The organism is Streptosporangium sp. NPDC049376 (assembly GCF_044466505.1).
Lineage (GTDB): Bacteria > Actinomycetota > Actinomycetes > Streptosporangiales > Streptosporangiaceae > Streptosporangium.
The window spans coordinates 58,510-81,987 of the sequence record NZ_JBITMT010000023.1 but is presented as its reverse complement, the minus strand read 5'-3'; the positions used below and the strand labels follow the sequence as shown (position 1 = coordinate 81,987).

At 69.0% G+C, this 23,478-nt stretch carries 25 protein-coding genes; 12 read left to right on the top strand and 13 right to left on the bottom strand.

All coding sequences use genetic code 11. The annotated features are described in order from the left end of the window. Positions 1 to 100: 100 nt before the first annotated feature. From ACIBVQ_RS35255 to ACIBVQ_RS35245, 3 genes are all read right to left on the bottom strand, one after another. Entirely contained in the window at positions 101 to 385 is a 285-nt protein-coding gene (locus ACIBVQ_RS35255) for a pyridoxamine 5'-phosphate oxidase family protein (RefSeq protein ID WP_399182938.1), read from the bottom strand. A gap of 89 nt (positions 386 to 474) precedes the next feature. Then, positions 475 to 1,323 carry an HAD family hydrolase gene (locus tag ACIBVQ_RS35250; RefSeq protein ID WP_399182936.1) on the bottom strand — a complete coding sequence of 283 codons (849 nt, stop codon included), beginning with the start codon at positions 1,321 to 1,323 and terminating at the stop codon, positions 475 to 477. Positions 1,324 to 1,495: 172 nt separating this feature from the next. After that, a complete protein-coding gene (locus ACIBVQ_RS35245) occupies positions 1,496 to 2,821 on the bottom strand; it encodes a hypothetical protein (protein WP_399182934.1) in 1,326 nt (441 codons plus the stop codon). Positions 2,822 to 2,976: 155 nt separating this feature from the next. On the opposite strand from ACIBVQ_RS35245, the gene ACIBVQ_RS35240 reads away from it, so the two are divergent. Together ACIBVQ_RS35240 and ACIBVQ_RS35235 are read left to right on the top strand one after the other, a co-directional pair. After that, positions 2,977 to 3,633 carry a response regulator transcription factor gene (locus tag ACIBVQ_RS35240; RefSeq protein ID WP_399182932.1) on the top strand — a complete coding sequence of 219 codons (657 nt, stop codon included), beginning with the start codon at positions 2,977 to 2,979 and terminating at the stop codon, positions 3,631 to 3,633. A gap of 11 nt (positions 3,634 to 3,644) precedes the next feature. After that, the gene (locus ACIBVQ_RS35235; protein ID WP_399182930.1) at positions 3,645 to 4,877 is read left to right on the top strand and encodes a sensor histidine kinase; all 1,233 of its coding nucleotides are present in this window, start codon (positions 3,645 to 3,647) and stop codon (positions 4,875 to 4,877) included. A gap of 137 nt (positions 4,878 to 5,014) precedes the next feature. Here the strand turns inward: ACIBVQ_RS35235 and ACIBVQ_RS35230 are convergent, their stop codons facing one another. Genes ACIBVQ_RS35230 through ACIBVQ_RS35220 form a run of 3 tightly spaced genes read right to left on the bottom strand, consistent with a single transcriptional unit; the run spans position 5,015 to position 7,267 of the window. Beyond that, positions 5,015 to 5,680, bottom strand: a complete 666-nt coding sequence (locus tag ACIBVQ_RS35230; RefSeq protein WP_362912896.1) for a response regulator transcription factor — start codon at positions 5,678 to 5,680, stop codon at positions 5,015 to 5,017. Further along, a complete protein-coding gene (locus ACIBVQ_RS35225; protein WP_399182928.1) occupies positions 5,677 to 6,825 on the bottom strand; it encodes a sensor histidine kinase in 1,149 nt (382 codons plus the stop codon). The genes ACIBVQ_RS35230 and ACIBVQ_RS35225 overlap by 4 nt, the downstream gene beginning before the upstream one ends. A gap of 19 nt (positions 6,826 to 6,844) precedes the next feature. After that, positions 6,845 to 7,267: a hypothetical protein gene (locus tag ACIBVQ_RS35220; RefSeq protein ID WP_399182926.1), complete on the bottom strand. Its 423-nt coding sequence runs from the start codon at positions 7,265 to 7,267 to the stop codon at positions 6,845 to 6,847. 314 nt (positions 7,268 to 7,581) lie between these two features. Here ACIBVQ_RS35220 and ACIBVQ_RS35215 point away from each other — a divergent pair, with 314 nt between their 5' ends. Then, positions 7,582 to 8,706, top strand: coding sequence for an alpha/beta hydrolase family protein (locus ACIBVQ_RS35215; protein ID WP_399182924.1), 1,125 nt, complete (start codon positions 7,582 to 7,584; stop codon positions 8,704 to 8,706). Here ACIBVQ_RS35215 and ACIBVQ_RS35210 read toward each other — a convergent pair. The 3 genes from ACIBVQ_RS35210 to ACIBVQ_RS35200 all read right to left on the bottom strand — a co-directional run bounded on the left by ACIBVQ_RS35210 (position 8,671) and on the right by ACIBVQ_RS35200 (position 10,507). Next, positions 8,671 to 9,387, bottom strand: a complete 717-nt coding sequence (locus tag ACIBVQ_RS35210; RefSeq protein ID WP_399182922.1) for a response regulator — start codon at positions 9,385 to 9,387, stop codon at positions 8,671 to 8,673. The genes ACIBVQ_RS35215 and ACIBVQ_RS35210 overlap by 36 nt on opposite strands. Next, a complete protein-coding gene (locus tag ACIBVQ_RS35205; protein WP_399182921.1) occupies positions 9,384 to 9,989 on the bottom strand; it encodes a sensor histidine kinase in 606 nt (201 codons plus the stop codon). The genes ACIBVQ_RS35210 and ACIBVQ_RS35205 overlap by 4 nt, the downstream gene beginning before the upstream one ends. Positions 9,990 to 10,099: 110 nt before the next feature. Then, positions 10,100 to 10,507, bottom strand: a complete 408-nt coding sequence (locus tag ACIBVQ_RS35200; protein ID WP_399182919.1) for a hypothetical protein — start codon at positions 10,505 to 10,507, stop codon at positions 10,100 to 10,102. 185 nt (positions 10,508 to 10,692) lie between these two features. Between ACIBVQ_RS35200 and ACIBVQ_RS35195 the strand changes: the two genes are divergently transcribed. Further along, positions 10,693 to 11,205, top strand: coding sequence for a GtrA family protein (locus ACIBVQ_RS35195; protein ID WP_399182917.1), 513 nt, complete (start codon positions 10,693 to 10,695; stop codon positions 11,203 to 11,205). Positions 11,206 to 11,541: 336 nt separating this feature from the next. Here the strand turns inward: ACIBVQ_RS35195 and ACIBVQ_RS35190 are convergent, their stop codons facing one another. From ACIBVQ_RS35190 to ACIBVQ_RS35180, 3 genes are all read right to left on the bottom strand, one after another. Beyond that, positions 11,542 to 11,967, bottom strand: coding sequence for a nuclear transport factor 2 family protein (locus ACIBVQ_RS35190; RefSeq protein WP_362912911.1), 426 nt, complete (start codon positions 11,965 to 11,967; stop codon positions 11,542 to 11,544). Between the two features lie 640 nt (positions 11,968 to 12,607). After that, entirely contained in the window at positions 12,608 to 13,951 is a 1,344-nt protein-coding gene (locus tag ACIBVQ_RS35185; RefSeq protein WP_399182915.1) for an MFS transporter, read from the bottom strand. Positions 13,952 to 14,284: 333 nt separating this feature from the next. Continuing rightward, on the bottom strand, positions 14,285 to 15,151 hold the full coding sequence (locus ACIBVQ_RS35180) for a TetR/AcrR family transcriptional regulator (RefSeq protein ID WP_399182913.1): 867 nt from the start codon (positions 15,149 to 15,151) through the stop codon (positions 14,285 to 14,287). A gap of 303 nt (positions 15,152 to 15,454) precedes the next feature. Between ACIBVQ_RS35180 and ACIBVQ_RS35175 the strand changes: the two genes are divergently transcribed. From ACIBVQ_RS35175 to ACIBVQ_RS35150, 6 genes are all read left to right on the top strand, one after another. Next, the gene (locus ACIBVQ_RS35175) at positions 15,455 to 16,957 is read left to right on the top strand and encodes an MFS transporter (protein ID WP_399182911.1); all 1,503 of its coding nucleotides are present in this window, start codon (positions 15,455 to 15,457) and stop codon (positions 16,955 to 16,957) included. Between the two features lie 245 nt (positions 16,958 to 17,202). Next, a complete protein-coding gene (locus tag ACIBVQ_RS35170) occupies positions 17,203 to 17,658 on the top strand; it encodes a hypothetical protein (protein WP_399182909.1) in 456 nt (151 codons plus the stop codon). 122 nt (positions 17,659 to 17,780) lie between these two features. After that, the gene (locus ACIBVQ_RS35165; RefSeq protein WP_399182906.1) at positions 17,781 to 18,395 is read left to right on the top strand and encodes a TetR/AcrR family transcriptional regulator; all 615 of its coding nucleotides are present in this window, start codon (positions 17,781 to 17,783) and stop codon (positions 18,393 to 18,395) included. 160 nt (positions 18,396 to 18,555) lie between these two features. Continuing rightward, positions 18,556 to 19,419 carry an alpha/beta fold hydrolase gene (locus tag ACIBVQ_RS35160; RefSeq protein ID WP_399182904.1) on the top strand — a complete coding sequence of 288 codons (864 nt, stop codon included), beginning with the start codon at positions 18,556 to 18,558 and terminating at the stop codon, positions 19,417 to 19,419. Positions 19,420 to 19,862: 443 nt separating this feature from the next. Further along, the gene (locus ACIBVQ_RS35155; protein ID WP_386196852.1) at positions 19,863 to 20,498 is read left to right on the top strand and encodes a PadR family transcriptional regulator; all 636 of its coding nucleotides are present in this window, start codon (positions 19,863 to 19,865) and stop codon (positions 20,496 to 20,498) included. Further along, positions 20,495 to 21,979 (top strand): FAD-dependent monooxygenase, encoded by a 1,485-nt coding sequence (locus tag ACIBVQ_RS35150; protein ID WP_399182901.1) that lies wholly within the window; start codon positions 20,495 to 20,497, stop codon positions 21,977 to 21,979. Before ACIBVQ_RS35155 ends, ACIBVQ_RS35150 begins: the two co-directional genes overlap by 4 nt. A gap of 186 nt (positions 21,980 to 22,165) precedes the next feature. Here the strand turns inward: ACIBVQ_RS35150 and ACIBVQ_RS35145 are convergent, their stop codons facing one another. Next, positions 22,166 to 22,606, bottom strand: a complete 441-nt coding sequence (locus ACIBVQ_RS35145) for a nitroreductase family deazaflavin-dependent oxidoreductase (protein ID WP_352012194.1) — start codon at positions 22,604 to 22,606, stop codon at positions 22,166 to 22,168. 250 nt (positions 22,607 to 22,856) lie between these two features. Here ACIBVQ_RS35145 and ACIBVQ_RS35140 point away from each other — a divergent pair, with 250 nt between their 5' ends. Together ACIBVQ_RS35140 and ACIBVQ_RS35135 are read left to right on the top strand one after the other, a co-directional pair. Further along, positions 22,857 to 23,135, top strand: coding sequence for a DUF4158 domain-containing protein (locus tag ACIBVQ_RS35140; RefSeq protein ID WP_399182899.1), 279 nt, complete (start codon positions 22,857 to 22,859; stop codon positions 23,133 to 23,135). Continuing rightward, entirely contained in the window at positions 23,132 to 23,413 is a 282-nt protein-coding gene (locus ACIBVQ_RS35135) for a hypothetical protein (protein WP_399182897.1), read from the top strand. The genes ACIBVQ_RS35140 and ACIBVQ_RS35135 overlap by 4 nt, the downstream gene beginning before the upstream one ends. Positions 23,414 to 23,478: the final 65 nt, after the last annotated feature.

The following is a 23,478-nucleotide window of genomic DNA, read 5'->3' as shown; positions in this document are numbered from 1 at the left end:
GGGCCGACCGGCCCCGCGCGGTTGAGCCGTACGACCGGGCTGCCGGTGCGGGAGCGCCCCGGCAGTGCTTGAGTTCTCCTCGCTGTGGGCGGGGCCGTTCTCAGGCGTTCTCGCGCTCGGCCCGTCCGCGGATCAGCAGGATCTTGGGCGGGTGCACCTCGGTGTCGATCGTCAGGGCGACCATCGGGTTCTCACGCAGGGCCGGAGGCTTCGGGGCGTTCTTCGTGGTGCACATGACGATCTCCGAGCCGTTCCAGGTGAACGCGATCGGAATGTTCCTGGGCGTACCGTCCTTGGCCACGTACGCCAGCCGGGCCACGTCACGGGCCGGCAGTTCCCGGCTGATCGGCCGGTCCAGAATCTCGGTGATCTCGTTCGCTCGCATGGCCGTTCCCTCCAGGGTCGTCGTCGTGTTCCGCCCCGGGGACGGAGCCGCCGGAGCGTTCTCGACGTCCGTCGGCTCCGAGTTTCGGATTATTTCCGGCCACCACCGCCGGACCCGGCGGTCGTCTCGTCCCACGGGAGCCCCGGGGATGAGCTGATCGACCATGCCGGTGGGGTTGTCGCGCCGCTCGAAGACCTGTGCCGGCGTGTCGACTCCGTCAACGACAGGCGGCCGGGGAGGTCGGTGAGACGTTCGACGCGAAGCACGATCTCGTCCGCAGCCGGTGACGGCTCACCGGTGACGAAGTCGACGCCGCGGTCCAGCCAGACGCCGGTGAGCCCGGCCAGGGAGGCCGCGTTCACGTCGCTTTCCAGCATGTCGCCCACGTTGACCGCCCGGGCCGGGTCCGTCCGCATCCACCGGCAGGCGGCGGCGTAGGCGGCGGGCTTGGCCGTACCGAGCTCGGTCGGGGTCAGGACGGCCTCGAAGTACTCCAGGAGGCCGAAGCGGGCGAGCTTGGCGCGCTGCTGTCCGGGGTCGCCGTTGGTGAGGACGGCCAGACGCGGTCCGTGGGGGAGTCGTTTCAGGGTCTCCAGGCATGGCCGGACGTCGGGATAGCTCCGCCAGGCCTCCTCGAACGCGGTGAGGTAGCGCTCGGTGATCCAGGCGTCCAGAAGAGCGGGGTCCTCCGGAACCGGCTCGCCGAGCATGGGCAGGAAGGAGCGGACCCTGCGCCGGTGGTGTTCGGCGAAGGAACACTGACCGGCGAGGTACTCCCGCATGTGGCGTCCCTCCAGCGTCCACCACGACGTCACCAGCTCCTCCAACGGAGCCGTCGCGTTGGGCGCGGCCCGGATGACCTGGCCGATCGTTGCCAGGACCGCACTTCGGTGATCCACCAGGGTGCCGTCCAGGTCGAAGAAAATCACATCCGCCATGGCAGGATCATCCCTTGGCGCCCGTCCCCGCCATGCGAGGGGTGGAGAACCTCGCCACCGGCCGTCCGGTCTGTGGGGGTCCGTGCGTTCGCTGTCCGACCCGAGCCCAGGGTTCAGCTGAGAACTGGGAATCGTCGAGATTTCCGGGAGAGCCGCTCCCGCCAGCAGTGTGTCAGGCTCCGATTTTAAGGTTCATCGATTTCAGTGCCTCCATCGTCTCTCTCTTGCGTTCGGGGAGGTCGGCCTCCCTGACGAGGCGAAGCAGGCTTTCATAGTCATGGTCCTGCTTGGCCCTGCTGATGAGCCGGTCGCCCTCGGCGGGGGCCGGTGGGGTGACTTTCTCGCGAACGAGCTTTTCCAGGCCGACGTCGTCGGTGTAGAGCTTGGCCCGCCAGGAGTGTCCGCTGTGGAGCAGGTCCAGCAACTCGCTGAGGCGTTTGCCGTCAGGGTAGGCGCGGCCCGGCATAGGTGGGGCCACCTCCCGGTACAGGTCCAAGGGCGTGTCCAGCTGAATCCGGTCGCCCGGGGGCGTGCGCCCGGCGGCCCGGACATAGAGCACTTCCACGTAGCGGGCCGTGCCCTCCAGCAGTAGCTGGTGCTGCTCGTTCGCCCGGACATCGGGGGTGGCCATGGCGTCGCGGGCCCGGCGGACGGCCAGGAAAGTCCGCAAGATCTGCCGAGCCTGCTCGGCGGTGGTCGCCCCCTGTCGCAGCACCTGATGCTCCAGCAGAGCCATCGCTGACCAGGCGGGCCTGTCGGCCGGGAATTGGGAGGCGGCAGGTATCTGCGGGCCCTGGAACCGGAACTTGGCCTGATAGTAGTGGAAGAGCTCGTGCACCATGATGGAGGCGGTCACCCAATACTCCGCCGTGGCGTACGACCTTTTGGCGGCGGCGGTAAGGTCCTCGTATTCGCCCTTGCCGTAGGCCATGACCCAGGTCTTCACACCGCCCAGCTCCGTGGACCAGAACGGTTGCGAGACGAACGCGCCGAGGCCGGACCCCTTGGTGATCCGGTAGACATCGGGCAGTCCCAGTTCCGCGGGCAGATCCACCCTGGTCGCATCGCCGAGCTTGCCCGGATCGGGATGTCCGATGACGTAGGCGTAGCTCGGCGTTTCTGTGCCCTGGCGGGGCCCCAGGACCATGGGCGTCCTGTCCGGCCGGAAACCCTCGTCCCAGATACCGGCGGCCCCGCCCGGGCGGGAGAAGACCCGGTGAATATCGGCGACCTGCAGCAGTATCCTGCGGTCCAGCGAGGGCAGCTTCCCCCAGGTGGACGAGGACGGATAGTCCACCAGCTCGACCGGCGACTGCTTGGGATCCACACCGGTGGTGGCCGAGGAACTCTGGACCGGCTGCGTCCCGGCGTCCTGAGTGGTTCCGCCGCAGGCGGCCAGTCCGGCCATGCCGATGACTGCCACCGCCCCGGCGAGCCATTTGAGTTTGTGCGAGCCTGAATGTGCCTGCTTCAAGTGATCTTCCGTACCTTTCGACACTGGTAGAGGATCGAAGGACATCAGGTGCCGGGTTAGGCCGTGGTTAGGGCTGTATCGAGGGTTCGAGCAGGTCAGCGGCTCGTTTACTCCGACCTAACCGGCAGACTGGGACAAAGGAGCGGTCCATCGCCGTCGTCTCCCGGGGGAAGCACCACATGCGCGTTCTGATCGTCGAGGACGAGCCCGCACTCGCCGACATCCTCGCCGAGGGCCTGCGTGCCGAGGGCATGGCCGTCGACACCGCCTACGACGGAGACAACGGGCTGGAGATGGCGACCGTGCACGGATACGACGTGATCATTCTGGACCGGGACCTGCCGCTCGTCCACGGCGACGAGATCTGCCGCGCCCTGGCCACCGCGCCCGAGACGAACGCCCGGATCCTCATGCTCACCGCCGCTGGGACCGTCGATGACCGGGTGGACGGGCTCGCGCTCGGCGCCGACGACTACTTGCCCAAGCCGTTCGCCTATCCCGAGCTGGTGGCCCGCGTGCACGCCCTGGCCCGCCGCTCCGGACCCGCCAGCCCGCCGGTGCTGTCCCGGGCTGGCCTGGTCCTGGACCCGCGCCGTCGTTCGGCGAGCCGGGACGGGCGAGCGCTGGATCTCACCCCCAAGGAGTTCGGCGTGCTGGCGGAGCTGCTGCGCGCCGACGGCGCGCCCGTCTCCACGGTGCACCTGCTGGAGAAGGTGTGGGACGCCAACCTCGACCCGTTCAGCGGGGTGCTGAAGGTGGTCGTCCACGGGCTGCGCCGCAAGCTTGGCGACCCGCCGGTGCTGCACACCGTTCCCGGCCACGGATACCGGATCTGATCATGCCCGTCTTGTCTCACCTCCGGCTCGCCCTGGCGCGGCTGCCCCGTCCCCAGCTGCCTCGTCCCCGGCTGACCGTGCGGGGCCAGCTCACCGCGTTCTACGCCGTTGTCTTCACCGTCGGCGGGCTCCTGCTGCTCGCCTTCAACTATGTGGTCGTGGCGGGCAGCCTCGACGTGCACGGCCTGTCCCTGGCCGAGGCCATCCCGATCGTGCGGACCACCGCATCCGGCCTGACCGACGCCGGTCCGGCGCCCGCCGAAGACGCCGCGCCCACGGTCGTGGGCCAGATCGTCCAGGTGAGCCCCTTCCGGCTGCTTGGCGAGTATCGCGACGCCGTGCTGTCCGACCTGGTGCTGCGGTCCGCCGTCGCCCTGCTGATCGTCGTCGCGCTGGCCGCGCTCGCCGGACGGCTGATCGCCGGACGGGCCCTGGCCCGGCTGCACCGCGTCACCGAAACCGCGCGCCACCTGTCGGAGCACGATCTCGGCCGACGGCTGGCCCTGTCCGGCCCGCACGACGAGCTCAAGGACCTCGGCGACACGTTCGACGCGATGCTCGCCCGGCTGCAGGCGGCCTTCGACAGCCAACGGCGTTTCGCGGCCAACGCCTCACACGAGCTGCGTACGCCGCTGGCCATCCAGCGGGCGGCCGTCGAGGTCCCCCTCACCACTGGGCAGGTGCCGCCCCACCTGCTGCCCGCCATGCGCCGTGTCCTGGACGCCGCCGAGCGCAGCGAGCACCTCATCGAGAGCCTGCTGCTGCTCGCCCGCTCCGACCGGGGCCTGGACGAGACCCAGCCCGCCGACCTCGCCCGCTCCGCCCAGGAGGCCGCCGACACACTCGCCGACCTCGCCCGTTCCCACGACGTACGCCTCGTCCCGCGGCTGGGCCCCGCCCCGCTCGACGGCGACCCGGTCCTGCTGAACCACCTGACGCGCAACCTTCTCGACAACGCCGTCCGCTACAACACACCCGGCGGCTGGGTCGAGGTGGTCACCCGCCGGATCGGCGGCCATGCCGAGGTCATCATCACCAACACCGGTCTTGAGATCACCACAGACAAGACCGAAGAGCTGTTCGCCGCGTTCCATCGAGGCGACGGGCAACGCCTGCGCCATACCGCAGGCAGCGGCCTCGGTCTGTCCATCGTCCGCTCGATCGCCACCGCACACCGGGGCACCGCGACCGCCGTGCCGCGACCCGGCGGCGGCCTCACCGTCACGGTCACGCTGCCCGTTTGAGCACATGCTGGACCGCTGCGGGGCGGGCTGGCACGCCTGCCGGTCATCATGGCCGAGCTCCAGCGGCTCGGCGATCGCAGAAGGCACACTCCCGGCCACCCGGTCCGTCCGGCCTCACCACCTCCTCGGAGTCGTCGTCACGCGCCGGGCCGTACGAGGCCGCTCTCGTAGGCCAGGATGACCAGCTGGACCCTGTCGCGCACGTTCAGCTTGGCGATGGCCCTGGTGATGTGGGTCTTGGCGGTGAACGGGCTGATGACGAGGCGCTCGGCGATCTCGTTGTTGGAGAGTCCGAGCGCCACGAGCTTGACCGTCTCCAGTTCCCGGGAGGTGAGGGCGGCCATTCGCCGCCCCGCGTCAGGCGTGAAGTCCTGCCGATGGGCGAACCGCTCGACGACACGGCGGGTGACGCCCGGCGACAGGAGCGCGTCCCCACCGGCGACTGCGGCGACCGCCCGGCGGAGTTCCGCGGGCTCGACCTCCTTGGTGAGGAAGCCGCTGGCTCCGGCGCGCAGGGCGGCGAAGACGTGTTCGTCGGTGTCGAACGTGGTGAGGATGATGACGCGGCAGCCCAGGATGGCCGGGTCGGTGACGATGCGGCGCGTGGCGGTGATCCCGTCGGTGCCCGGCATGCGGATGTCCATGAGAACCACGTCAGGGCGGGTGCTCACGGTCAGCCGTACGGCTTCGTCGCCGTCCTGGGCCTCGCCGACGACGGTGATGTCCCGGGAGCGGGCCAGCAGGCTGCGGAAGCCGGCCCGTACGAGCGCCTGGTCGTCGGCGAGGAGGACCTTGATCGTCATGCCATCGAGCCTGCCACAGGGATGTCGGCCCGTACGGCGAAGCCGCCACCGGGGACGGGGCCCGCGGTGAACTCGCCCCCGAGCGCGCTCACCCGTTCGCGCATGCCGGCCAGGCCGTGGCCCTCGGCGACATCGGCGCCGCCCGGGACGCCGCGGCCGTCGTCGATGATCTCGACGGTGATCGAGTGCGGCCGGTAGCCGATCGTCACCTCGGCCTTGCTCGCCTCCCCGTGCTTGAGCGTGTTGGCCAGGGACTCCTGAACGACGCGGTAGACGGCGATGGCGGGAGTGGCGGAGACGGCCGCGCGGTCGCCGCGCTCATCGAGGATCACCTCAAGCCCGGCGGCGCGGATGTCCGCGATGAGAGCGTCCAGGGAGGCCAGGTCCGCCTGGGGCGCGATGTCGGCCGGGCTGTCACGCAGGGTCGCGATGAGCGAGCGGAGGTCGCTCATCGCCCGGTTCCTGACGTCCTTCGCCAGGCGTAGCGCGGCGGCGGCCTCGGCCGGGTCCTCCTGGAGGGTGTCGGCGGCGACGTTGAGCTGCACCCCGACGACGGCCAGGGTGTGCGCGATGATGTCGTGTACCTCGTGCGAGACGTGCAGCCGTTCCTCGGCGGCGCGAGCGCGGTTGTCGGATTCGCGCAACCGCTCACGCCAGCGCGTCGTGGCGGCGTAGGTGAGGCCGGCGGCGATGAGGATCGCCAGGAGCAGTCCTTCCCCCACGACGTGGGTCAGGTAGTGGGTCGGGTTCCTGTCCAGGACCCAGCGGGCGTCGACAGCGGAGTAGACCAGTTGGGCCAGGCCGATGACGGGCACCCAGCGCACACGTGGTGTGGTGGCCACGGTGAAGTAGGCGACCGCGACCGGCCAGATCCAACCGGGGGGAGACCAGTGTCCGGTGAGGTGGTAGACGAAGACACCGCCGATCGACAACAGCAGCACGGTCATCGGCCAGCGGCGTCTGACCAGCAGGAGCGCTCCGAGAAACAGACCGAGGGGGATCTGGCCCTGCCAGGGGCTGTGCACCCCGGTGGCGAGGGCCACGGCGACGAAGAAGACCAGGGTGAGGACGGCGAGCGTGATGTCGATGATCCGGGCGAAGTGCCGGACAGGAGTGGGTTCGCGCCGTGCGAACGACTCGGCCATGCGGAGGCCCCGGATCCGATCAGACGTGGGTGACCAGGAGGGTCACGCCCGCCTCACCGCCGCAGTCGACGAAGACAGGGCCGACACCGTTACCGATCTTGGGGGAAAGGGTCGCCTTCGCCACGAATCCCTTCGGGTCGTCCTTCACGATGCGGATGTTCTGCAGCACCGGGTTCTTCAAGTCGATCCCGGCGATCACTGCCTTGAGCCCCTTGCCGCCGCCGCAGTGGCCGGTGATCGTCACCTCCTGGCCCCGCTCGGTGGTGGGGTTGGGGCTGACCTGAACCACGGCCCTGGCTCCCTTCGGCGGCTTCGGCGCGGCCGTCGCAGCGGTGGCCTCACCGGCCGTGCCGGTCTGGGCGCCGGCCGGTGCCCAGGCCGATCCCAGCAGACCGGCCGTCAGGCTCAGCCCGGCGATCGCCGTCATCACTCGCTTGTTCATGGTGATTCCTCCAGCTTTCGTGTCGTTGTTTCAAGGGGAAACGTTAGGCCGGGCAGTGGCGGGAGCGCGTCGTCCGTCGATCGTCACCTGATCTTGCACCGTTCGCCGTACGCGTTACTCCAAAGGGAGTAGGCATCGAGCCTCAAGGACGGTGACCCGCGCCCTGAATCCGCAGGTCCGCCGCTGACGGCCGGTTCCGGTCGCGAGCGTCATCCCTGAAAACGATCTCCGTCGAGCGCTACCTTCCTGGGTTGAGCCGGAGGTCCTCCTCACGCCAGAGGCGGCAGCCGTACACGACTGACACCGTGAACAGGGTGAAACGTGCACTCATCATCACCGCCATGGCCCTCACACTGGCCGGATGCGGCTCCACCCCACCGCAACGCCTGACGATCCCGAAGCCGACGGGCCCGCATCCGGTGGGGACCGTCTCGGTCCACCTGGTCGATCAGTCCCGTTCGGATCCCTGGAAGGGCTCCGGCAGGAAGCGGGAGCTGATGGTCAGCCTGTGGTACCCGGCCCGGAACACGCAGGCCCACCCGATCGCCCCCTGGATGCCGAAGGCGGCGGCGGAGCAGTACCTGAAGACGAACGACCTGGAGCCGGGCTCGTTGCTGACGGACAGAACCGACGGCCACGAGGGTGCGCCCGCCGACACGAGCCTGGGCGAACTGCCGGTCGTCCTGTACTCACCGGGCGCCAACGCCTCACGCGCGTACGGGACCGGCGTCGTCGAGGAACTGGCCAGCCGGGGATACGCGGTGGTCACCGTCGATCACCCCTATGACGCGGCGGTGGTGGAGTTCCCCGGCGGCCGGGTTGAGACGGGTGACGAGGTGACCGACTTCGCCAAGGCGGTCGACATCCGGGTGGCCGACGTGCGGTTCGTCCTGGACAGCCTGCCCTCCCTGGAGGAGAAACTGCCCGGTCGTGACGGGAAGCCGCTCTTCGACCTCGCGCGCATCGGAATGTTCGGGCACTCGCTCGGTGGCGCGGCCACCTCCTCCGCCATGTACGCCGACCCCCGGATCAAGGCCGGGCTCGGCCTGGACGGCGCCATCCTCGGCAAGGTCGCGCAGTCCGGTCTCGACCGGCCGTACATGGTGGTCGACACCAACGGGAAGGGCGGCATGGCGACCAATCCGACACTGCACGCCTTCTGGGACGGGCTGCGGGGCTGGCGGCTCAACGTGACTCTCAAGGGTGCGGCCCACAACTCCTTCGGCGACGACGTCCTGCTCATCCCCATGTCGGCCAAGCCACTGGGGCTGGGCAAGGAGCAGCTTGAGGAGGTCGTCGGCACGATCCCGGCCGAGCGGGCGCTGGCCTTCCAGCGCGCCTACCCGCTGGCCTTCTTCGAGCAGAACCTGCGCGGCCGTCCGCAGGCGTTGCTGCGGGGCCCGTCAGCCGCCTTCCCCGAGGTCTCCTACCGCCGCTGACGGCGCCTGCCCGCCGGCCGTGACCAGGCCGCCCTCGTAGGCGGCGATGACGAGCTGCGCCCGGTCGTGCGCGGCGAGCTTGGCCAGCAGGCTGCGGATATGGGTCTTGACCGTCGCCTGCCCGATGCCGAGCCGCTCGGCGATCTGCGGGTTGGTCAGTCCCTGAGCCACCAGCAGGAGCACCTCCCGCTCCCGGGCGGACAGCTGGGTCAGCCCCGCCGCGAGCCGGGCCGGAATCCCGGTGAACCCGCGCCGGGCGAACTCCCCGATCAGTCGCGTGGTGACCGACGGGGCCAGCAACGCCTGTCCTTCCCCCACGATGCGCAGCGCCTCCAGCAGGTCGCCCGGCCGGGTGTCCTTCAGCAGGAATCCGCTGGCTCCGGCCCGCAACGCCCCGTAGACGTACTCGTCGAGATCGAACGTGGTCAGCATCACCACCCGCGTGGCGGCGGTCACCGGGCCGGTCCGGATCAGCTCGGTGGCCTTGATCCCGTCGAGGCCGGGCATGCGGACGTCCATGAGCACCAGATCGGGCCGGAGGCCGCGGGCCAGCTCCACGGCCTGCTCTCCGGTCCCGGCCTCGCCGACGGTCTCCAGGTCGGGGGCGGTGTCGATCAGCCTGCGCAGCCCCGCGCGCAGCAACGCCTGGTCCTCGGCGACCAGCACTGTGAACGTGCTCATCTCTCGTCCTTCCCGGAACCGCCCGGCGACAGCAGCCTTGCGCGGACGGCGAAGCCGCCTCCGGGCTCCGGCCCCGCAGAGAACGTTCCGCCGTACAGGGTCACCCGCTCCTCCAACCCGGCCAGCCCGTGGCCCCCCTCCCGCGGCGCGCCCCCGCGGCCGTCGTCGACGACCTCGACCACCAGCTCATGCTCCGTCCGGGTGCCGACGGCCACCCGGCATCGGGCCGGTCCGGCGTGTTTGAGCACGTTGGTCAGCGACTCCTGCACGAGGCGATAGACGACGAGGGCCTCCTCGTCGCCGAGCGCGAGGCCGGGCTCGACGTCGAGTTCCACCCGTACGTCACCGGCCGGGATCGCCGCGACCAGCTCGTGCAACGAGTCCAACGTGTACGGCGGGCCGTCCCGGTCTGCTGAGTCGTCACGGAGCAGACCGAGGAGCCTGCGCAGGTCCGCCAGCGCCTTCCGACCGGTCTCCTCGATGATCGACAGGGCCTCGCTCGCCTCTTCTGGGTGCGTGGCGGCGATGTGGTTGGCGATGCCGGCCCGCAGGGAGATCAGCCCCATGCTGTGGGCGACGACGTCGTGCACGTCACGAGCCATGCGCAGCCGTTCCGCCGTGGCCGCGGCCTGCGCCGACCGTGCGACGGCCTGCGCGGCGTACGCGCGCTGCTCCCGTACGGCAAGCCCGATCGTCCACGCCAGGCCGAGCGTCAGCCAGGCGAATCCGCACGCCGACGCGGCCTCTGCCCATGAGAGCGAGCCGATCGCGGAGCCGGCGGCGCGGCCACCGCCGTCCGGCGCGCCTCCAGCAGCGCCACCGCGTGCAGCGCGACCGCCAAGGGCACGAACGGCTCCTCCCACCCGGTGAACGGCGCGAACACCGCCGCCACCAGGACCAGGACGCAGACCGTCACCGGCCATCGGCGCCGGACCGCCAGTGGCAGGCAGGCCAGCGCGATCACCGGCACGGCCGCGTACGTCGGCACTCGGGCGGACTCCGGCACCAGCACCGCCGACGCTGAGAACCCGGCGGCCAGGGCGAAGGCCGCGAACACGTCGACGGCGACCCAGTGTCCCGGTCGCAGCCTGCGCGCGATCAAGGGACGCCGTTCGGCCATGCGCCCACCCTAGAGGGACGGGCCTCACCAGGCACCACGGCGCCGTGTCAAAGCTCATGATCACGCGGCTTCGCCGTCGGGTATGGTTCCAGCCGGGCAAATCGTGTTCGTCAAACTTGTCATGGAACGTCTGACTGGTGAGAAGATCGGGGGTGCTCCGAATAGCAAAAGCGGTACTCGCAAGGTTGCCGGAACCGCTGCACGCGCTTGCGCTGAAGCACCGCGAACTACTGAAGTTCACAGCGGTCGGTGGGACGGCGTTCCTCGTGGACAACGCGATGTTCTATGGGCTGAAGCTGACCGTTCTGGAACCGAAGCCCGTGACCGCGAAGATCATCGCAGTGCTCGTGGCGACGATCGTGTCCTACGTGCTGAACCGCGAATGGTCGTTCCGGGCCAGGGGCGGTCGCGAGCGCCGTCACGAGGCGGCGCTGTTCTTCCTGGTCAGCGGGATCGGCCTGGTGCTCAACTCCGCACCGCTGTGGGTCTCGCGGTACGTGTTCGGCATGGAGACGCCGGATGTGAGCCTGGTGGCCCAGGAGATCGCCGACTTCGTGAGCGCGCAGGTCGTCGGCACGCTGATCGCCATGGTCTTCCGCTTCTGGGCGTTCCGGAAGTGGGTCTTCCCCGAGGAGAGGATCCGGCCCGGCCGTGTACGGCTGGCCCCCGCCTCCGATGCCACGGACAAGGCGGCCTGACGGCGGCGAATCCAGAAGCCGGCCTTCAAGGGCGCGTCGGCAATTCCCTGGGCTCCTTCAGGGGTCATCCCTGGAGGGGGTGGGTTCTTCACCTTCGATTTCACCACGGGCAGCCGGGTGCGGCAGGACGACAAGGTCGTTCACATCACCCCGCCCGGCGGCCGACCGTCGAGAGCGCACCTCCTGTCGTATCCGGACCTGTCGTATCCGGACCGCGAAGGAACGCTTCACCCCGCACCCAGAACGGTGCCGTCCGCGACCCACCGCGGGCGGCACCGTTCCCCTTCCGGGAGGCCGGCTCAGCATCCAGACGTGCCCTGACCGGGAACGGCTCGGTCAGCCGCGCTTGGCGGACGGCCAGCCGTGACCCCAGCCGCCCTGGACCATGGTCTGGAACGCCCACCCGTTCTCCGCCCGCACCAGCAGGTCGACGTAGTGCATGCGATGCTCCTGGCCTTCGATTGTCATCGTCGCCTCGGTCTCCACGACCACCAGGTTCGGGGTGAGAAAGCGCGGGGTGCGCGTCGAACGCAGGTCAAGCCCGGCGGTGCCGCCGCCCATGGACTCCTTCATCGCCTCGACATACTCGGCTCGCGTCCACTGGCGGACGCTCGCGTAGCCGCCCGGCGTGTCGGTGGCCACGTTCATCGGGAAGACCGCCAGGTCAGCCAGTTGCTCGATGGAGCCCCGCTCGGCCAGCGCATCGTAGTCGGCGAACCATTCCTCGACGCTCTTCAGTTCTTCGGCACTCGGCTGGTACATGCTGCTCCTCCTTGTAACGTACGTCGTACCGTACACCATACGGAACACTGGTTCTCACATAGGGGTGCCACCGGAAAACACAGAAGAAGGATCGGACCGGACTTCGGCGGCAGCGGGTTGGGAGGGCGTCGGGCGTTGACCTGCGAGGAGGCTGGGCACAGACGTTGGTGGTAGACGCCGGCACTCCTCCGTCGAGACCGGCGCCCGCTACTTCCGCGCCGGCGCGGCCGAGCAGGCCGCCGTCGCCGACCAGATCTTCGAGCCATAAGCGCTTGCCCCCACCGGGGTATCCGAAAGACATTGATCAGTGACCGACGACCTGATGGAAAGCACCTCTGTCTGAAACTCACCGGCACCGAACCGGACGGCGAGCAACTGACGCTGTTCGGCACCGACGATCAGGACACGCCCAGAGGCGATGGGGATGGTACGGCGGACGCCGCAGCCTGATCCCCCGATGACCGGCTCGCAGCCCACATCGCCGCCCTGAGCTGAGCTTCTTTCCGATCGCTTAATCGTTGATCTGGGCATGCCCTTGACTGACGCGCAGCGGGCGCGGATCGAGCCACTGTTCCCGAGCCGAACACATGGCCGCGCCGCCACGCCGCTGCCTGACGGCAGAGCGTGGCGGCGCGGTCTCCTACTCGATCTGCGGCCGCACCTCCGTGATGGCCGAGGAACGGCTAACGACCACGGCACCGACGCCCAGCCCGGCAATGGCGAGGACCGCTGCGATCAGGAACGGGTCTGCGGCGTGCACGGCGGGGGCGAACCCGATGCCCACGTAGACTGCTACGCCGCTTGCCCCGCCGAGCTGGTCGGCTGCTCGCTGGACGCCGGAGGCGATCCCGGCGTCCTCGTCGGTCGTTCCGCTGACCGCGATGTACTGCAGCCCCACCAGCCCGAAGCCCATCCCGGCGGCGATCAGCAGCATCGCCGGAAGCAGCCACGTCGCCCCGGCACCCAGGGCTGCCACAAGCGCGATCACCGTCATCGCGCCCGCAGCGGCTCCGAGACCTGCCAGCACGCACGCGCGTGCTCCCCAACGGCCCAGCTGCCTCGGCACGAGAACCGAGGCAGCGATCAGCGCAACAGCCAGCGGGAGCATCGTGAGGCCGGCTCCCAGCGGACCGATTCCGAGACGGTTCTGCAGGTAGAACGTGAACAGCAGGAATGAGGTCGACAACGCCCCGCTGAGCAGCATCGTTGTCAGGTTCGCCCTCACCCGGGCACGGTTGGCGAAGAAGGCCGGCGGCACCAGCGGGTTCGAGGACCGCGACTCGACCCGCACGAACCCGGCGGCGGCCAGCACCGCACCTGCCAGCGCTGCCAGGCTCACCCACGGGCTCGTTCCGGATTCTCCTGCTTCGACCGCGGCGTAGGTGAACGACAGCGGGCACACAGTCAGCAGGAGCGCGCCCGGCAGGTCCAGCCGGGCCCGTTTACGTGAAGCGGGACGGTCGGCCTTGACGAGCACGAGCGCGGCCGTGATCACGACCAGGACGAACGGCACCGAAATCAGGAAGACCCAGCGCCAACCCAGATGGGCGGTGATGATTCCGGAGAGGGCGAATCCCAGCACCAGCCCGCAGCTGGCGACTGCGGCCCACACGCTCAGGGCCCGCGACCGGCGTGGGCCCTCGGGGAACATCAGCACGATGGTGGCCATCGCCGCCGGCAGTGCGATAGCCTCGCCGGCCCCCTGGAAGAGGCGCGCGGCCACCAGGACCGCGAACGAGGGGGCCAGCCCCGCCAGCAGCGATGCCGCACCGAACAGGGTCGTGCCGACCAGCAGCGTGCGGCGGCGGCCTAGCAGGTCGCTGAGGCGACCGCCGAGCATGAGCAGCCCGCCGCCGGTGATGGTGTAGCCGACCACTATCCAGGTCAGCGACTGGCCGTCGGCGCCGAGATCCGCGCCGATTGAGGGCAGCGCGATGTTGACCACGGTCACGTCGACCGCGATGAAGAACTGCAGCAGGGCCATCGCGCACAGTACGAGCCATGCGCGTGCGGGAGACGGGCTTTGCCCGCGGGAAGAAGTAGTGCCTGAAAGCATCGAGTGCTCCGTCGCTCTGAAGAGTTTCCGAGCAGCACAAACGGCCGCTCCGGACTGATCACGAAGCGACTGGACGTTCCAGGATGGGTGGTGCTGAGAGTCGAACGTCCCGCCGCTAGCGGGACGTCCTGGTCACTGCCGCACAAGCGGCCGAGCACGATGCGCCTGACATGCTGATCAGCCTAGCAGCAGCGCCTGTCACCCCCCGGCGCGTCAGGATCACCTGTCCGCGCGACCTCTGAGCCGAGTCCACTGGGCTGTTTAGCGTGACTTCTCGTTCCGATGGTCGCCAGACCTCGAATCGATGCCCCGTCTGGCCAGATCGGCCGCGATGCCGTCCAGGATGCCGGCAAGTCCTGAGGCGAACAGGGCGTCGAGGTCCCAGGGAGTGGCGCCTGCGCGCATCGCGCGGGCGAGCCGGGGATATGCCCCGGGTGCGAAAAGCGGATTCTGTGCCTCATTCGAGGCCTTCGCCCCCTGAGCTGGGGCGATTCGCGCCTGCCGTTCCGCCTCCATGTCGCTGACGTAGGTCAGCGCCACGCCCTGCACGTACGAGGCGAACATGAACATGTACCGGAAAGCCTCGGCGGGTTCGAGGTCGAGTCCGTCGAACGCGGAGAAAGCGCTTTCACTGTCCGCCGCGAGAGCCGGGCTGAAGTACGCGCGGGTTGTCACCATGACTCTCGGCAGGATCCACGGGTGGCGGTGGTACAGGTCCCAGTCACGGTATGCGGCGCGTTCGAGGCCGTGACGCCAGTCCCGCGGCGCCGAGTCGGGCAGGGGCACATCGGCCATCGCGGCCTCCACCATCAGGGCCACCAGGTCGTCCTTGGACGCCACGTGCCGGTACAAGGACATGGTGCCGGTGCCGAGGTCCATGGCGACCCGGCGCATCGACAGCACGTCGAGTCCCTCCGCGTCCGCGATGACGATCCCGGCTCGCACGATGCGTTCAACGGTGAGATGCGGCGCGCCGTCGTTGTCGTCCGGGGTGCCGGCCGGTGCCTCCACTCTGCGAGCCCGGTACGCCTTCGCCTGGCACGCGCGGGAGCAGTAGAGCCTCGGCCGGCCCCGATCGGCGGGTTCCAGCGACTTTCCGCATGACGCGCATGCCGGTTGCACCGACATCACCACACTCCTTTTCGTCACACACTCCGGGTTGTGTCGAAATCCTAGACCATCGAGGACTACAGCGCGCGGTGCAGGAAAACCAGCAGCTCAAAAAGATGTGTACGAATTCAACGTTCATGCGTATCGTGTACGCTCCAGTGCGTACAAAGTACCCACCGGGGCGATTTGCCCCGACCTGGCCAACGCGACTCAGGAACCGAGGAAATGACTGAAGTAGACAGAACAGCCGGAGCCAGGGAGTGGGTCGGGCTCGCGGTCCTGGTATTGCCCTGCGTACTGGCGTCCATGGATATGTCCGTCATGTTTGTCGCGCTCCCGTCCCTGACGGCCGACCTCAAGCCGAGCAGCTCCGAACTGTTGTGGATCATGGATGCTTACGGCTTCCTCCTCGCCGGCCTGCTCATCACGATGGGTACGCTCGGTGACCGGATCGGACGGCGGCGGGTGCTGCTGGCGGGCGCCGCGGCCTTCGGTGCCGCCTCCGTTCTGGCGGCCTACTCGACCGGCTCCGGGTCGCTCATCGCGGCCCGCGCGCTCCTGGGCATCGCCGGATCCACGCTGGCGCCGTCCACGCTTTCCCTGATCCGCAACATGTTCCACGACGCCAAACAGCGGGCTGCCGCGGTCGGTGTCTGGACGGCGGGCTTCGCGGGCGGCGCCGTACTCGGCCCGATCATCGGCGGACTGCTGCTGGAGCACTTCTGGTGGGGGTCGGTCTTCCTGATCAACGTGCCGGTGATGGCCCTGCTCCTGGTCCTCGGCCCGCTGCTGCTCCCCGAATATCGCGACCCCAGGCCGGGCCGTTTCGACCTGCTCGGCGCCGCCCTGTCCCTTCTGGCCGTACTCGGCGTCATCTACGGCGTCAAACTGCTGGCGGAGCGCGGTCTTGAGTGGGTTCCCCTGTTGTACTGCGCCGCTGGACTCGCCGTAGGGGCGGCCTTCGTCCACCGTCAGCGCGTGACCGCGAACCCCATGATCGACCTTGCGCTGTTCCGCACACGCCGGTTCAACGTGCCCTTGCTCATCGGCGCGCTGGCGACATTCGGGCTGGTCGGCTTCTCCCTGTTCAACTGGCAGTTCATGCAGCTCGTTCTGGGCATGGGACCGTTCGAGTCGGCTCTGTGGTCCCTGCCCACCTTCCTCGTGATGCCGCTGGGCATCGCACTGGCCACCGCGATCGCGCCCCGTATCGGTAAACCCAACGTGATCGCCGCCGGGCTGCTCGTGGCAGCCGCCGGCTACGCCATGCTGACCCTGATCCAAGCCGGTTCGGGAATCGTCTACCTCGTCAGCGGCCTGACAATCATCGCGATCGGCATCGGCGGAGTCTCCGCCGTGGTCACCGAGGTGATCCTGTCCGCCGCACCACCGGAGCGGGCCGGAGCGGCCTCTGCCACGGCCGAGACCTCGACCGAGTTCGGCGGGGCGCTGGGCATCGCGATCCTGGGCAGCGTCGGCACCGCCGTCTACCGTTCGGAACTGGCGGCCAAGGCTCCTGACACCCTCACGCCCAAGGAACTGGAGGCCGCGCGGAGCACCCTCGGCGGTGCCGTCGACACAGCCGCGACCCTTCCGGAGGGCACCGCCGAAATGCTGCGCAGCGTGGCATTCGACGCTTTCGCCCAGGAGATGCGAATCGCCTCGGTGGTCTGCGTCGTTCTGATGACGGGCGCGGCCGTCCTCATCGCCCTCCTGCTCCGCACCGCACACACCCGGCCCGGACCCGAGGCCCCGGAATCCGCAGCAGGACACAACGGCCGGGACCAAGCAGGTGACCTGGACTTCACGGCGACCCCATCGTGAGCAGGGGTCTCGCAGGCCGTACCGGCGCCCGCCCGGCTGCCCGGGCCCTGGTGCCCAGGGGATCCGTAGTACTCGCGGAAAATCGGGCGGATACGAACCTGATCTGATGCGCTGTACGCGTTACCGGCGCCGTGCCGCCGAGTCTCGGTTGTTCCGCCGGCGGGCCAGGGCCTTGGGGGACAGGCGACCGAGGTACGCCCGAAGTGGGCCAGGAGGGTGGAGGTGCTGGCGCTGTCCTCGGCAGCGTGAGTGAGGGCGGAACGGCGTGGCCGGTGAGGTGTCCAGGGCCTGCCAGGGCAGCCGGTGGCGCGATCGAGTGGGTGTACTGGAACAGCGCGCACCGCCCACCTGCCGCCCCGGCTACTCCGGCTTCCGGATGGCAGGACCCGCACGAAACGACCGGTGTTCCTGTCCGAGCGTCGCCCGCCCGCCGCCCGGCCGACATCTGCCCGTACACCGGGCGCGCCCGCCTCGGCTACGACCGCGCCCGTGTCCTGCTGGGCGAGTACGCCGGGTTCGATCTGCACCAGCTGCGCCACAGCGCCGCCACCCACCTCGGCGAGACTGAAGTGCCGCTGCAGCTCATCATGGGCAAGACCCGGCGCAAGAACCCCCGCACCGCAATCCGCTACGTCAAACCCGGGCCTGAGGCCATCGTCACGGCCACCGAGGTCCTCGCGCCCCGTCGCCGTACCCACTGACCAACTGAGTGGACGTGGTGGGCGCTCACCTCGCTGCGGTCGCGGACGAGAAGCGGTGTGCCTGGTTAGCCCTTATCCAATATGTTAACCGTGGTTCCCGTTTCTTTCAGAGAGGTACGTACGTGGCCGAGTCCGACGAGCTGGAGTCCCTCATCTCGCAGGGGCGCAAACATGGGGTGCGCAAGCGGGTCATCCTGTTGCAGGCGGCCCGGCTCTTCGTGGAGCGTGGTTACGCCGACACCGGGATCGACGACATCGGGGCCGCGGTGGGCATCTCCGGACCCGCGGTCTACCGGCATTTCCCCGGCAAGCAGGCCATCCTTCTCGCCCTGATCGAGTTGTCGCTGGAACGCCTTCAGGAGGGGACGCAAGCCGCGCTGGCCGACCGGGACCGGGATCCGCAGGAGGCGCTGATCGCCCTGGTGGACTGGTTCTCTCGGTCGGCCGTCGAGAACCGGAGCCTGACTCTGATCATGCAGGCCGAGCTGCTGTGGCTGCCGGAGCAGGATCGGCGGCGGCTCAACCGCCAGATGCGGCAGATACGTGAGGAGTGGGTCGGGCTGCTGATCGAGGTACGGCCGGAGCTGTCGGACCTCGCGGCGCGGATCGCCGTCACCTCCGTCATGGGGATGGTGACGGCGGTGCTCGCCGCCCGGCTGAGCGACGACATCCGGGCGCTGGGCGTGCACCTGCGAGCCCAGATGCTCGCCGTCCTGCATGCGCCGGTTGGACTGTGACGGCTCTGGATCAAGCAAAAAGTTAACGTGTATATACTTTTTGCTTTGGGAGGGTGCTGTGGGAGCGGACTCGGCGCACGGTCCGTGAGCGCTCGTCCTCGTACGGGATGTCGTAGCGCCGGTCGTCGCCACTGGTGCGAGCCAGAACGAGGGGCAGAACATGATGGAACGCATCGTCGAGGCCAACGGAATCCGTCTGTGGTGCGAGACGTTCGGCGACTCGGCCGACCCCGCACTGCTGCTCGTGATGGGGCTCGGCGCCCGAGGTGCCACCTGGCCCGACGAGCTCTGCCGCCTTCTCCAGGAGGGAGGCCGGTACGTCATCCGCTATGACAACCGGGACACCGGGCTGTCCGGCCGCGTGGATTACGAGGCCAACCCGTACACCATGGTCGACCTCGCCCAGGACGCCGTCGGCCTGCTCGACGGCTTGGGCATCGCCACGGCGGATGTGGTCGGCGCGTCGATGGGCGGCATGATCGCCCAGGAGATCGCGCTCGAACACGCTGACCGGCTGCGCAGCCTGACCGTCATCATGTCGAGCGCCGAGCCCCTCGACCCCGCGACCAACACCTTCCGGGGCACGGTACGCGATCCACGGCTGGCCGCCTGGGACGCCGAACAGATCGCCAATCCGCCCAGCACCCGGGAGAAGCACGTCGAGTCACACCTCAAACTGGCACGCATTCTCGCCGGACAGTTGACGCCGTTCGACGAGGCGGCCACGCGCGTGATCATCGAGCGGGAGATCGAGAACGCCACCGATGCGGGCCACGCCTCGAAGAACCACATCCTCGCGGCCTTCGCCTCCCGCGACCGTTCCGGGCTTGTCGGCTCGATCACCGCTCCGACTCTGGTGATTCACGGCTCGGACGATCCCATGGCGCCCTTCGCTCACGGCCAGGCCCTGGCGGCGGCGATTCCCGGCAGCGAGTTCCTGCCCATCGAGGGAATGGGGCACGGGTTCCCGCCGCCGGTGATTCCCCGGATCTCCGCCGCGATCCTCCGGCACACCGGGCGATAGCCGACAACCGTCGATCGCGGGGAGCCGCCCGCGTACGGCAGGTCGTGCATTCTCGACGTTCCACGCCCGCACTGATCGGCAGTTCGAGTTCGCCAGGCGCCCGCCCGATCTGATCACGGAAGCCCAGCGGTTGCCGGGCGCGCTCCTGGAGCGCGGCGGGGAGCCCCTCGACTGGTGGCGTCGCACACATGGGAGGCAGCGGGGCCGCCTCGTGGGTTCGCAGGGCCTGGCGCCCGGGTGCGGTCGGCTGGGCCAGCGCACGTTCGGAGGCGGGGAAACCGCAGTTCGCCAACGAACGGGAACCCGTTAACGCCGGATTCCGTTCCACACCTCTCTGACCCCCGATCCGTGTTCGCCGTCGCCCTGCGCGCGAATCCGCAGGGCTTGCCTCCGATAGTCGATACCGTATAGTCGGTTCCTACTATTAGAGATCGGTGATGAAGATGACGAAGCGGAAGATCTCCAACACCCTGGCGCTGGCCGTGCTGGGCCTGCTCCAGGAACAGCCAATGCACCCGTACGAGATGGCGGCCACCCTGCGGGAGCGGCACAAGGACAGCAGCTTCAAGGTCAACTCCGGGTCCCTGTACGACACGGTCGAGGCGTTGGTCCGGCATGACTGGATCGAGCCGGTGGAGACGGCGCGCGATGGCAGGCGGCCGGAGCGAACCGTGTACGCGACAACCGAGCTGGGCCAAAGCGAATTCGTGCGCTGGATCGACGAGCTTCTGCGTATGCCCGTCGCGGAATACCCGAAGTTCATGGCCGCGGTGTCCTACCTCGGCGCTCTCGGTCCGGACAGGGCGGCGGAGGCACTGGCCGAACGGGCGGGGCATCTGGCCCAACGGATCGAGGAGACGAACACGGTGCTGGCCGACACGGTCGGCTCCGGCAAGGTCCCCCGCTTGTTCATGATCGAAACCGAGTGCGCACTGCACGCCTGGGAGGCCGAACTGGCCTGGACGCGGCGGACCATCGCCGAGATCCGCGACGGCAGCCTGTTCTGGCCCAAGGTCGAACAAACCGAACAGGGATGGACCTGGTCCGCCCCCACGTCCCCGGAAGGAACCACCCGATGACCGAGGTGCTGATCGTCGGAGCCGGCCCGGCCGGACTGTTACTCGCGAGCGAACTCCGGCTCGCCGGCGTCGACACGGTCGTCGTCGAACGCCACGCGCAACGGCCGGACTTCTGCCGGGGCTTCAACCTCAACGCCCGCGCCCTGGACCTGCTGGCGCGGCGCGGCCTCGCCGAGAGGCTCATCAGCGAGGGCTGGCAAGTGCCGCACGCCGCGTTCTCCGGCCTGCCGGTGACGCTCGCCCTCCCCGGCACGCACACCGACCACCCGTACTCGCTGGGCATCCCGCAGACCCGGGTCGAGGAGATACTAGAGGCGCACGCCCTCGACCTGGGAGCCGACATCCGGCGCGGACACGAACTGCGCGTGCTGGAACAGGATTCCGAATCCGTCACCGCCACCGTCACCACCGGCGACCGCGAGTACCGCGTCCGGGCCGCGTACCTGGTCGGCTGCGACGGCGGCCGCAGCACCGTCCGCAAACAGGCCGGCATCGACTTCCCCGGTACCGCCGCGACCCGCTTCTTCCTGCTCGGCGACGTCGAGCTCGCCGACCCCGAGGCATTGCCGTTCGGCGCGAGCACCGGCCCTGACGGATCCGTGTTCGTCATCCCCCGCCCCGGCTACGTCAGGATCATCACCTCCGACCGGCAACCACCTGCGGACAAAGACACCCCGGTCACCCTGGATCTTCTCCAAACCGCCGTGGACGACGCGCTCGGCCGCCATGTCGGGCTACGCGCCGCACGCTGGCTGACTCGGTTCGGCAACGCGGCCCGGCAGGCGTCCGAGTACGTCCGAGGCAGGGTCATCCTGGCCGGAGACGCCGCACACATCCACCCGCCGGCCGGGGCGATCGGCGTCAACGTCGCCCTGGACGACGCGTTCAACCTCGGCTGGAAACTCGCCGCCACCGTGCGCGGCACCGCCCCGACGCACCTGCTCGCCAGCTACCACGCCGAACGCCACACCGCCGGTGCGCACGTGCTGGCCAACACGCGAGCCCAGGTGCTGCTCGGCGACGCCGACGACCGGCTCGCCCCGATCACCGACCTCCTCACCCGCCTCGCCCGCCACCCTGCGGGCAACCGCGCTCTCACCGAGACCATCACCGGGCTGGACACCCGCTACGAGATGCGCCCCGACTCCGGCCATCCCTGGCTGGGCCGCCTGGCGCCCGACCTCGCCCTGACCACAGGCGACGGCCGTACACGCCTGGCCGAGTTGCTCACCTCGGGACGCGGCGCGCTGCTCGACCTGACCGGAGCGGGCACCATCCGCGATTCGGCCGCAGGATGGGCAGACCGAGTGGACATCGTCACCGCGACCTGCCCCGACCATCCCGAACTCGCGGCCGTCCTCCTGCGGCCGGACGGGCACACCGCCTGGCTGCGCGCCGCCGGTCACGACCACGCCGACGGGCTCCACCAGGCACTGCAACACTGGTACGGCCCGGCCGCACAATCGGGTCGTTGTCGGTGATGACGCCCTTGCCACAGAGCACCCCCTCGGGGAGGCCATACCGTACGCTACGGTGCGATGTGGCCTTCGTCGTTGAGGTGTGGCGTCGACCAGGCGGTGTCTGGAACATGATGTCGCTGTAGCACTCCGAAAGCGCCTTGGTCTCAAGCCATTCGTGGCTTCGACGCGGCGCGGGAGGCCGTTTCGTCATTCTTTCCGGGGTATGAGGCGGAAGATGCGGATTTCCCGGCCTGATCTTTCGGCGTAGGCCTCATAACCCGACCAATGGCGCGTCATGAGACCCCAGGCGTGAGAGCGCGCTTGCTCGTCTATGACGGGCTCGGCGTCGACCGTGAAAGACCGGCCCTTCATCAGTACCGTTGCCGTGGGGTGAGCCATCAGGTTGGCTGACCAGGACGGATGGTTCCGCTGCCCGAAATTGGTGCCGACGATGATCAGCGCATCTTGGTCCCGGACGTAGACCAGCGGGCTGGAACGGGCTCTGCCGCTACGGCGTCCGACCGTCGTCAGAACAAGGGAGTTGTCGACCCGTCCGATCAGCGCCCAGCGTCCTTTGCTGACCTTCTGTACCCATCGGTCGATGTTGGCCAGGCGGCGCCAGACCAACGTTGGCCAAGAGAAACCCATCTGACCTACCAAAGAATTCGAGGAGAGGGACACAGCCGTTCGGGAGACCGATGCAAGTCTGCGGTCTTCGCGGGGCCGCTGCCGTTGCCGCTGGAATCGGAGAAAGTGGCGCGCGGGCCGGCTTCAGCCGGTGAACCGGACAACGAGATCACCTCTCAAACAGGAAGAGGACACTTAGCACTCTTAACGCAATGAGCTGGGGCGGCGCCAGCGGATCAGAGCACAACCGAGGCTGAGGAAGGCCTCGTGGATGTCAGCGCGAGTGCTGTACGTGTTCTTCACGCCGTCGTCGGAGGAGGTGGCCTGGGCCGAACAGCGCACCGGCAGCTCCGAGTCGTGCTTCGCGCTGGTGCCGGCGTTGAAGTGCTTTCAGAAGATGGCGCGCTTCCCGTCCCCGGACGAGATCCCCGACGTGGTGATCGACCACGACCGGCGCTGCCTGGAGTTGGCCGAGAACATCTGGCCGGACCACGGGTCCTCCCCGAGCGCGAAGGCGCATCGCAAGCTGGTGGCCAGCGTCAGGGTGTGAAGTACGACGCGGGCCAGGCCCGGGCGATCGCCGCGACGGCGGTCCGGAAGGCGGCCCAGGCCAAGAACAACCCGGCGGATCTGATCAACGTGGCGATCGAGGAGTTACTCCGGCTCCGGCTGGAACTGCTCGGGTACACGATGCTGGAGGACCTGGCCACCAGCATCCGCGCCGAGGTGAACGCCACCGTCTTCGCCACGATCCTGCAGCGGTCGGGCCCCGATAGAGGGTCTGCTCGTCGGTCCGTACGGCAAGTCGACGTTCAACCGGCATGGTGACGATGCCCGAGGCATCGCCCATGTGGAACTGCTCCATCGCGCCTCCTGCCAGGTCGGACCGCTTA

Excerpts from the sequence above, each read along its gene's own strand:
- ACIBVQ_RS35205 (WP_399182921.1), bottom strand. The coding sequence starts at position 9,989 with ATGGCTCGTGACGTGCACGACGTCGTCGCCCACAGCATGGGGCTGATC.
- ACIBVQ_RS35160 (WP_399182904.1), top strand. The coding sequence starts at position 18,556 with ATGATGGAACGCATCGTCGAGGCCAACGGAATCCGTCTGTGGTGCGAG.
- ACIBVQ_RS35255 (WP_399182938.1), bottom strand. The coding sequence starts at position 385 with ATGCGAGCGAACGAGATCACCGAGATTCTGGACCGGCCGATCAGCCGG.
- ACIBVQ_RS35150 (WP_399182901.1), top strand. The coding sequence starts at position 20,495 with ATGACCGAGGTGCTGATCGTCGGAGCCGGCCCGGCCGGACTGTTACTC.
- ACIBVQ_RS35200 (WP_399182919.1), bottom strand. The coding sequence starts at position 10,507 with ATGGCCGAACGGCGTCCCTTGATCGCGCGCAGGCTGCGACCGGGACAC.
- ACIBVQ_RS35190 (WP_362912911.1), bottom strand. The coding sequence starts at position 11,967 with ATGTACCAGCCGAGTGCCGAAGAACTGAAGAGCGTCGAGGAATGGTTC.
- ACIBVQ_RS35185 (WP_399182915.1), bottom strand. The coding sequence starts at position 13,951 with ATGGCCCTGCTGCAGTTCTTCATCGCGGTCGACGTGACCGTGGTCAAC.
- ACIBVQ_RS35175 (WP_399182911.1), top strand. The coding sequence starts at position 15,455 with ATGTTTGTCGCGCTCCCGTCCCTGACGGCCGACCTCAAGCCGAGCAGC.
- ACIBVQ_RS35145 (WP_352012194.1), bottom strand. The coding sequence starts at position 22,606 with ATGGGTTTCTCTTGGCCAACGTTGGTCTGGCGCCGCCTGGCCAACATC.
- ACIBVQ_RS35155 (WP_386196852.1), top strand. The coding sequence starts at position 19,863 with ATGACGAAGCGGAAGATCTCCAACACCCTGGCGCTGGCCGTGCTGGGC.
- ACIBVQ_RS35180 (WP_399182913.1), bottom strand. The coding sequence starts at position 15,151 with ATGTCGGTGCAACCGGCATGCGCGTCATGCGGAAAGTCGCTGGAACCC.
- ACIBVQ_RS35230 (WP_362912896.1), bottom strand. The coding sequence starts at position 5,680 with ATGACGATCAAGGTCCTCCTCGCCGACGACCAGGCGCTCGTACGGGCC.
- ACIBVQ_RS35250 (WP_399182936.1), bottom strand. The coding sequence starts at position 1,323 with ATGGCGGATGTGATTTTCTTCGACCTGGACGGCACCCTGGTGGATCAC.
- ACIBVQ_RS35210 (WP_399182922.1), bottom strand. The coding sequence starts at position 9,387 with ATGAGCACGTTCACAGTGCTGGTCGCCGAGGACCAGGCGTTGCTGCGC.
- ACIBVQ_RS35240 (WP_399182932.1), top strand. The coding sequence starts at position 2,977 with ATGCGCGTTCTGATCGTCGAGGACGAGCCCGCACTCGCCGACATCCTC.
- ACIBVQ_RS35140 (WP_399182899.1), top strand. The coding sequence starts at position 22,857 with ATGTCAGCGCGAGTGCTGTACGTGTTCTTCACGCCGTCGTCGGAGGAG.
- ACIBVQ_RS35225 (WP_399182928.1), bottom strand. The coding sequence starts at position 6,825 with ATGGCCGAGTCGTTCGCACGGCGCGAACCCACTCCTGTCCGGCACTTC.
- ACIBVQ_RS35220 (WP_399182926.1), bottom strand. The coding sequence starts at position 7,267 with ATGAACAAGCGAGTGATGACGGCGATCGCCGGGCTGAGCCTGACGGCC.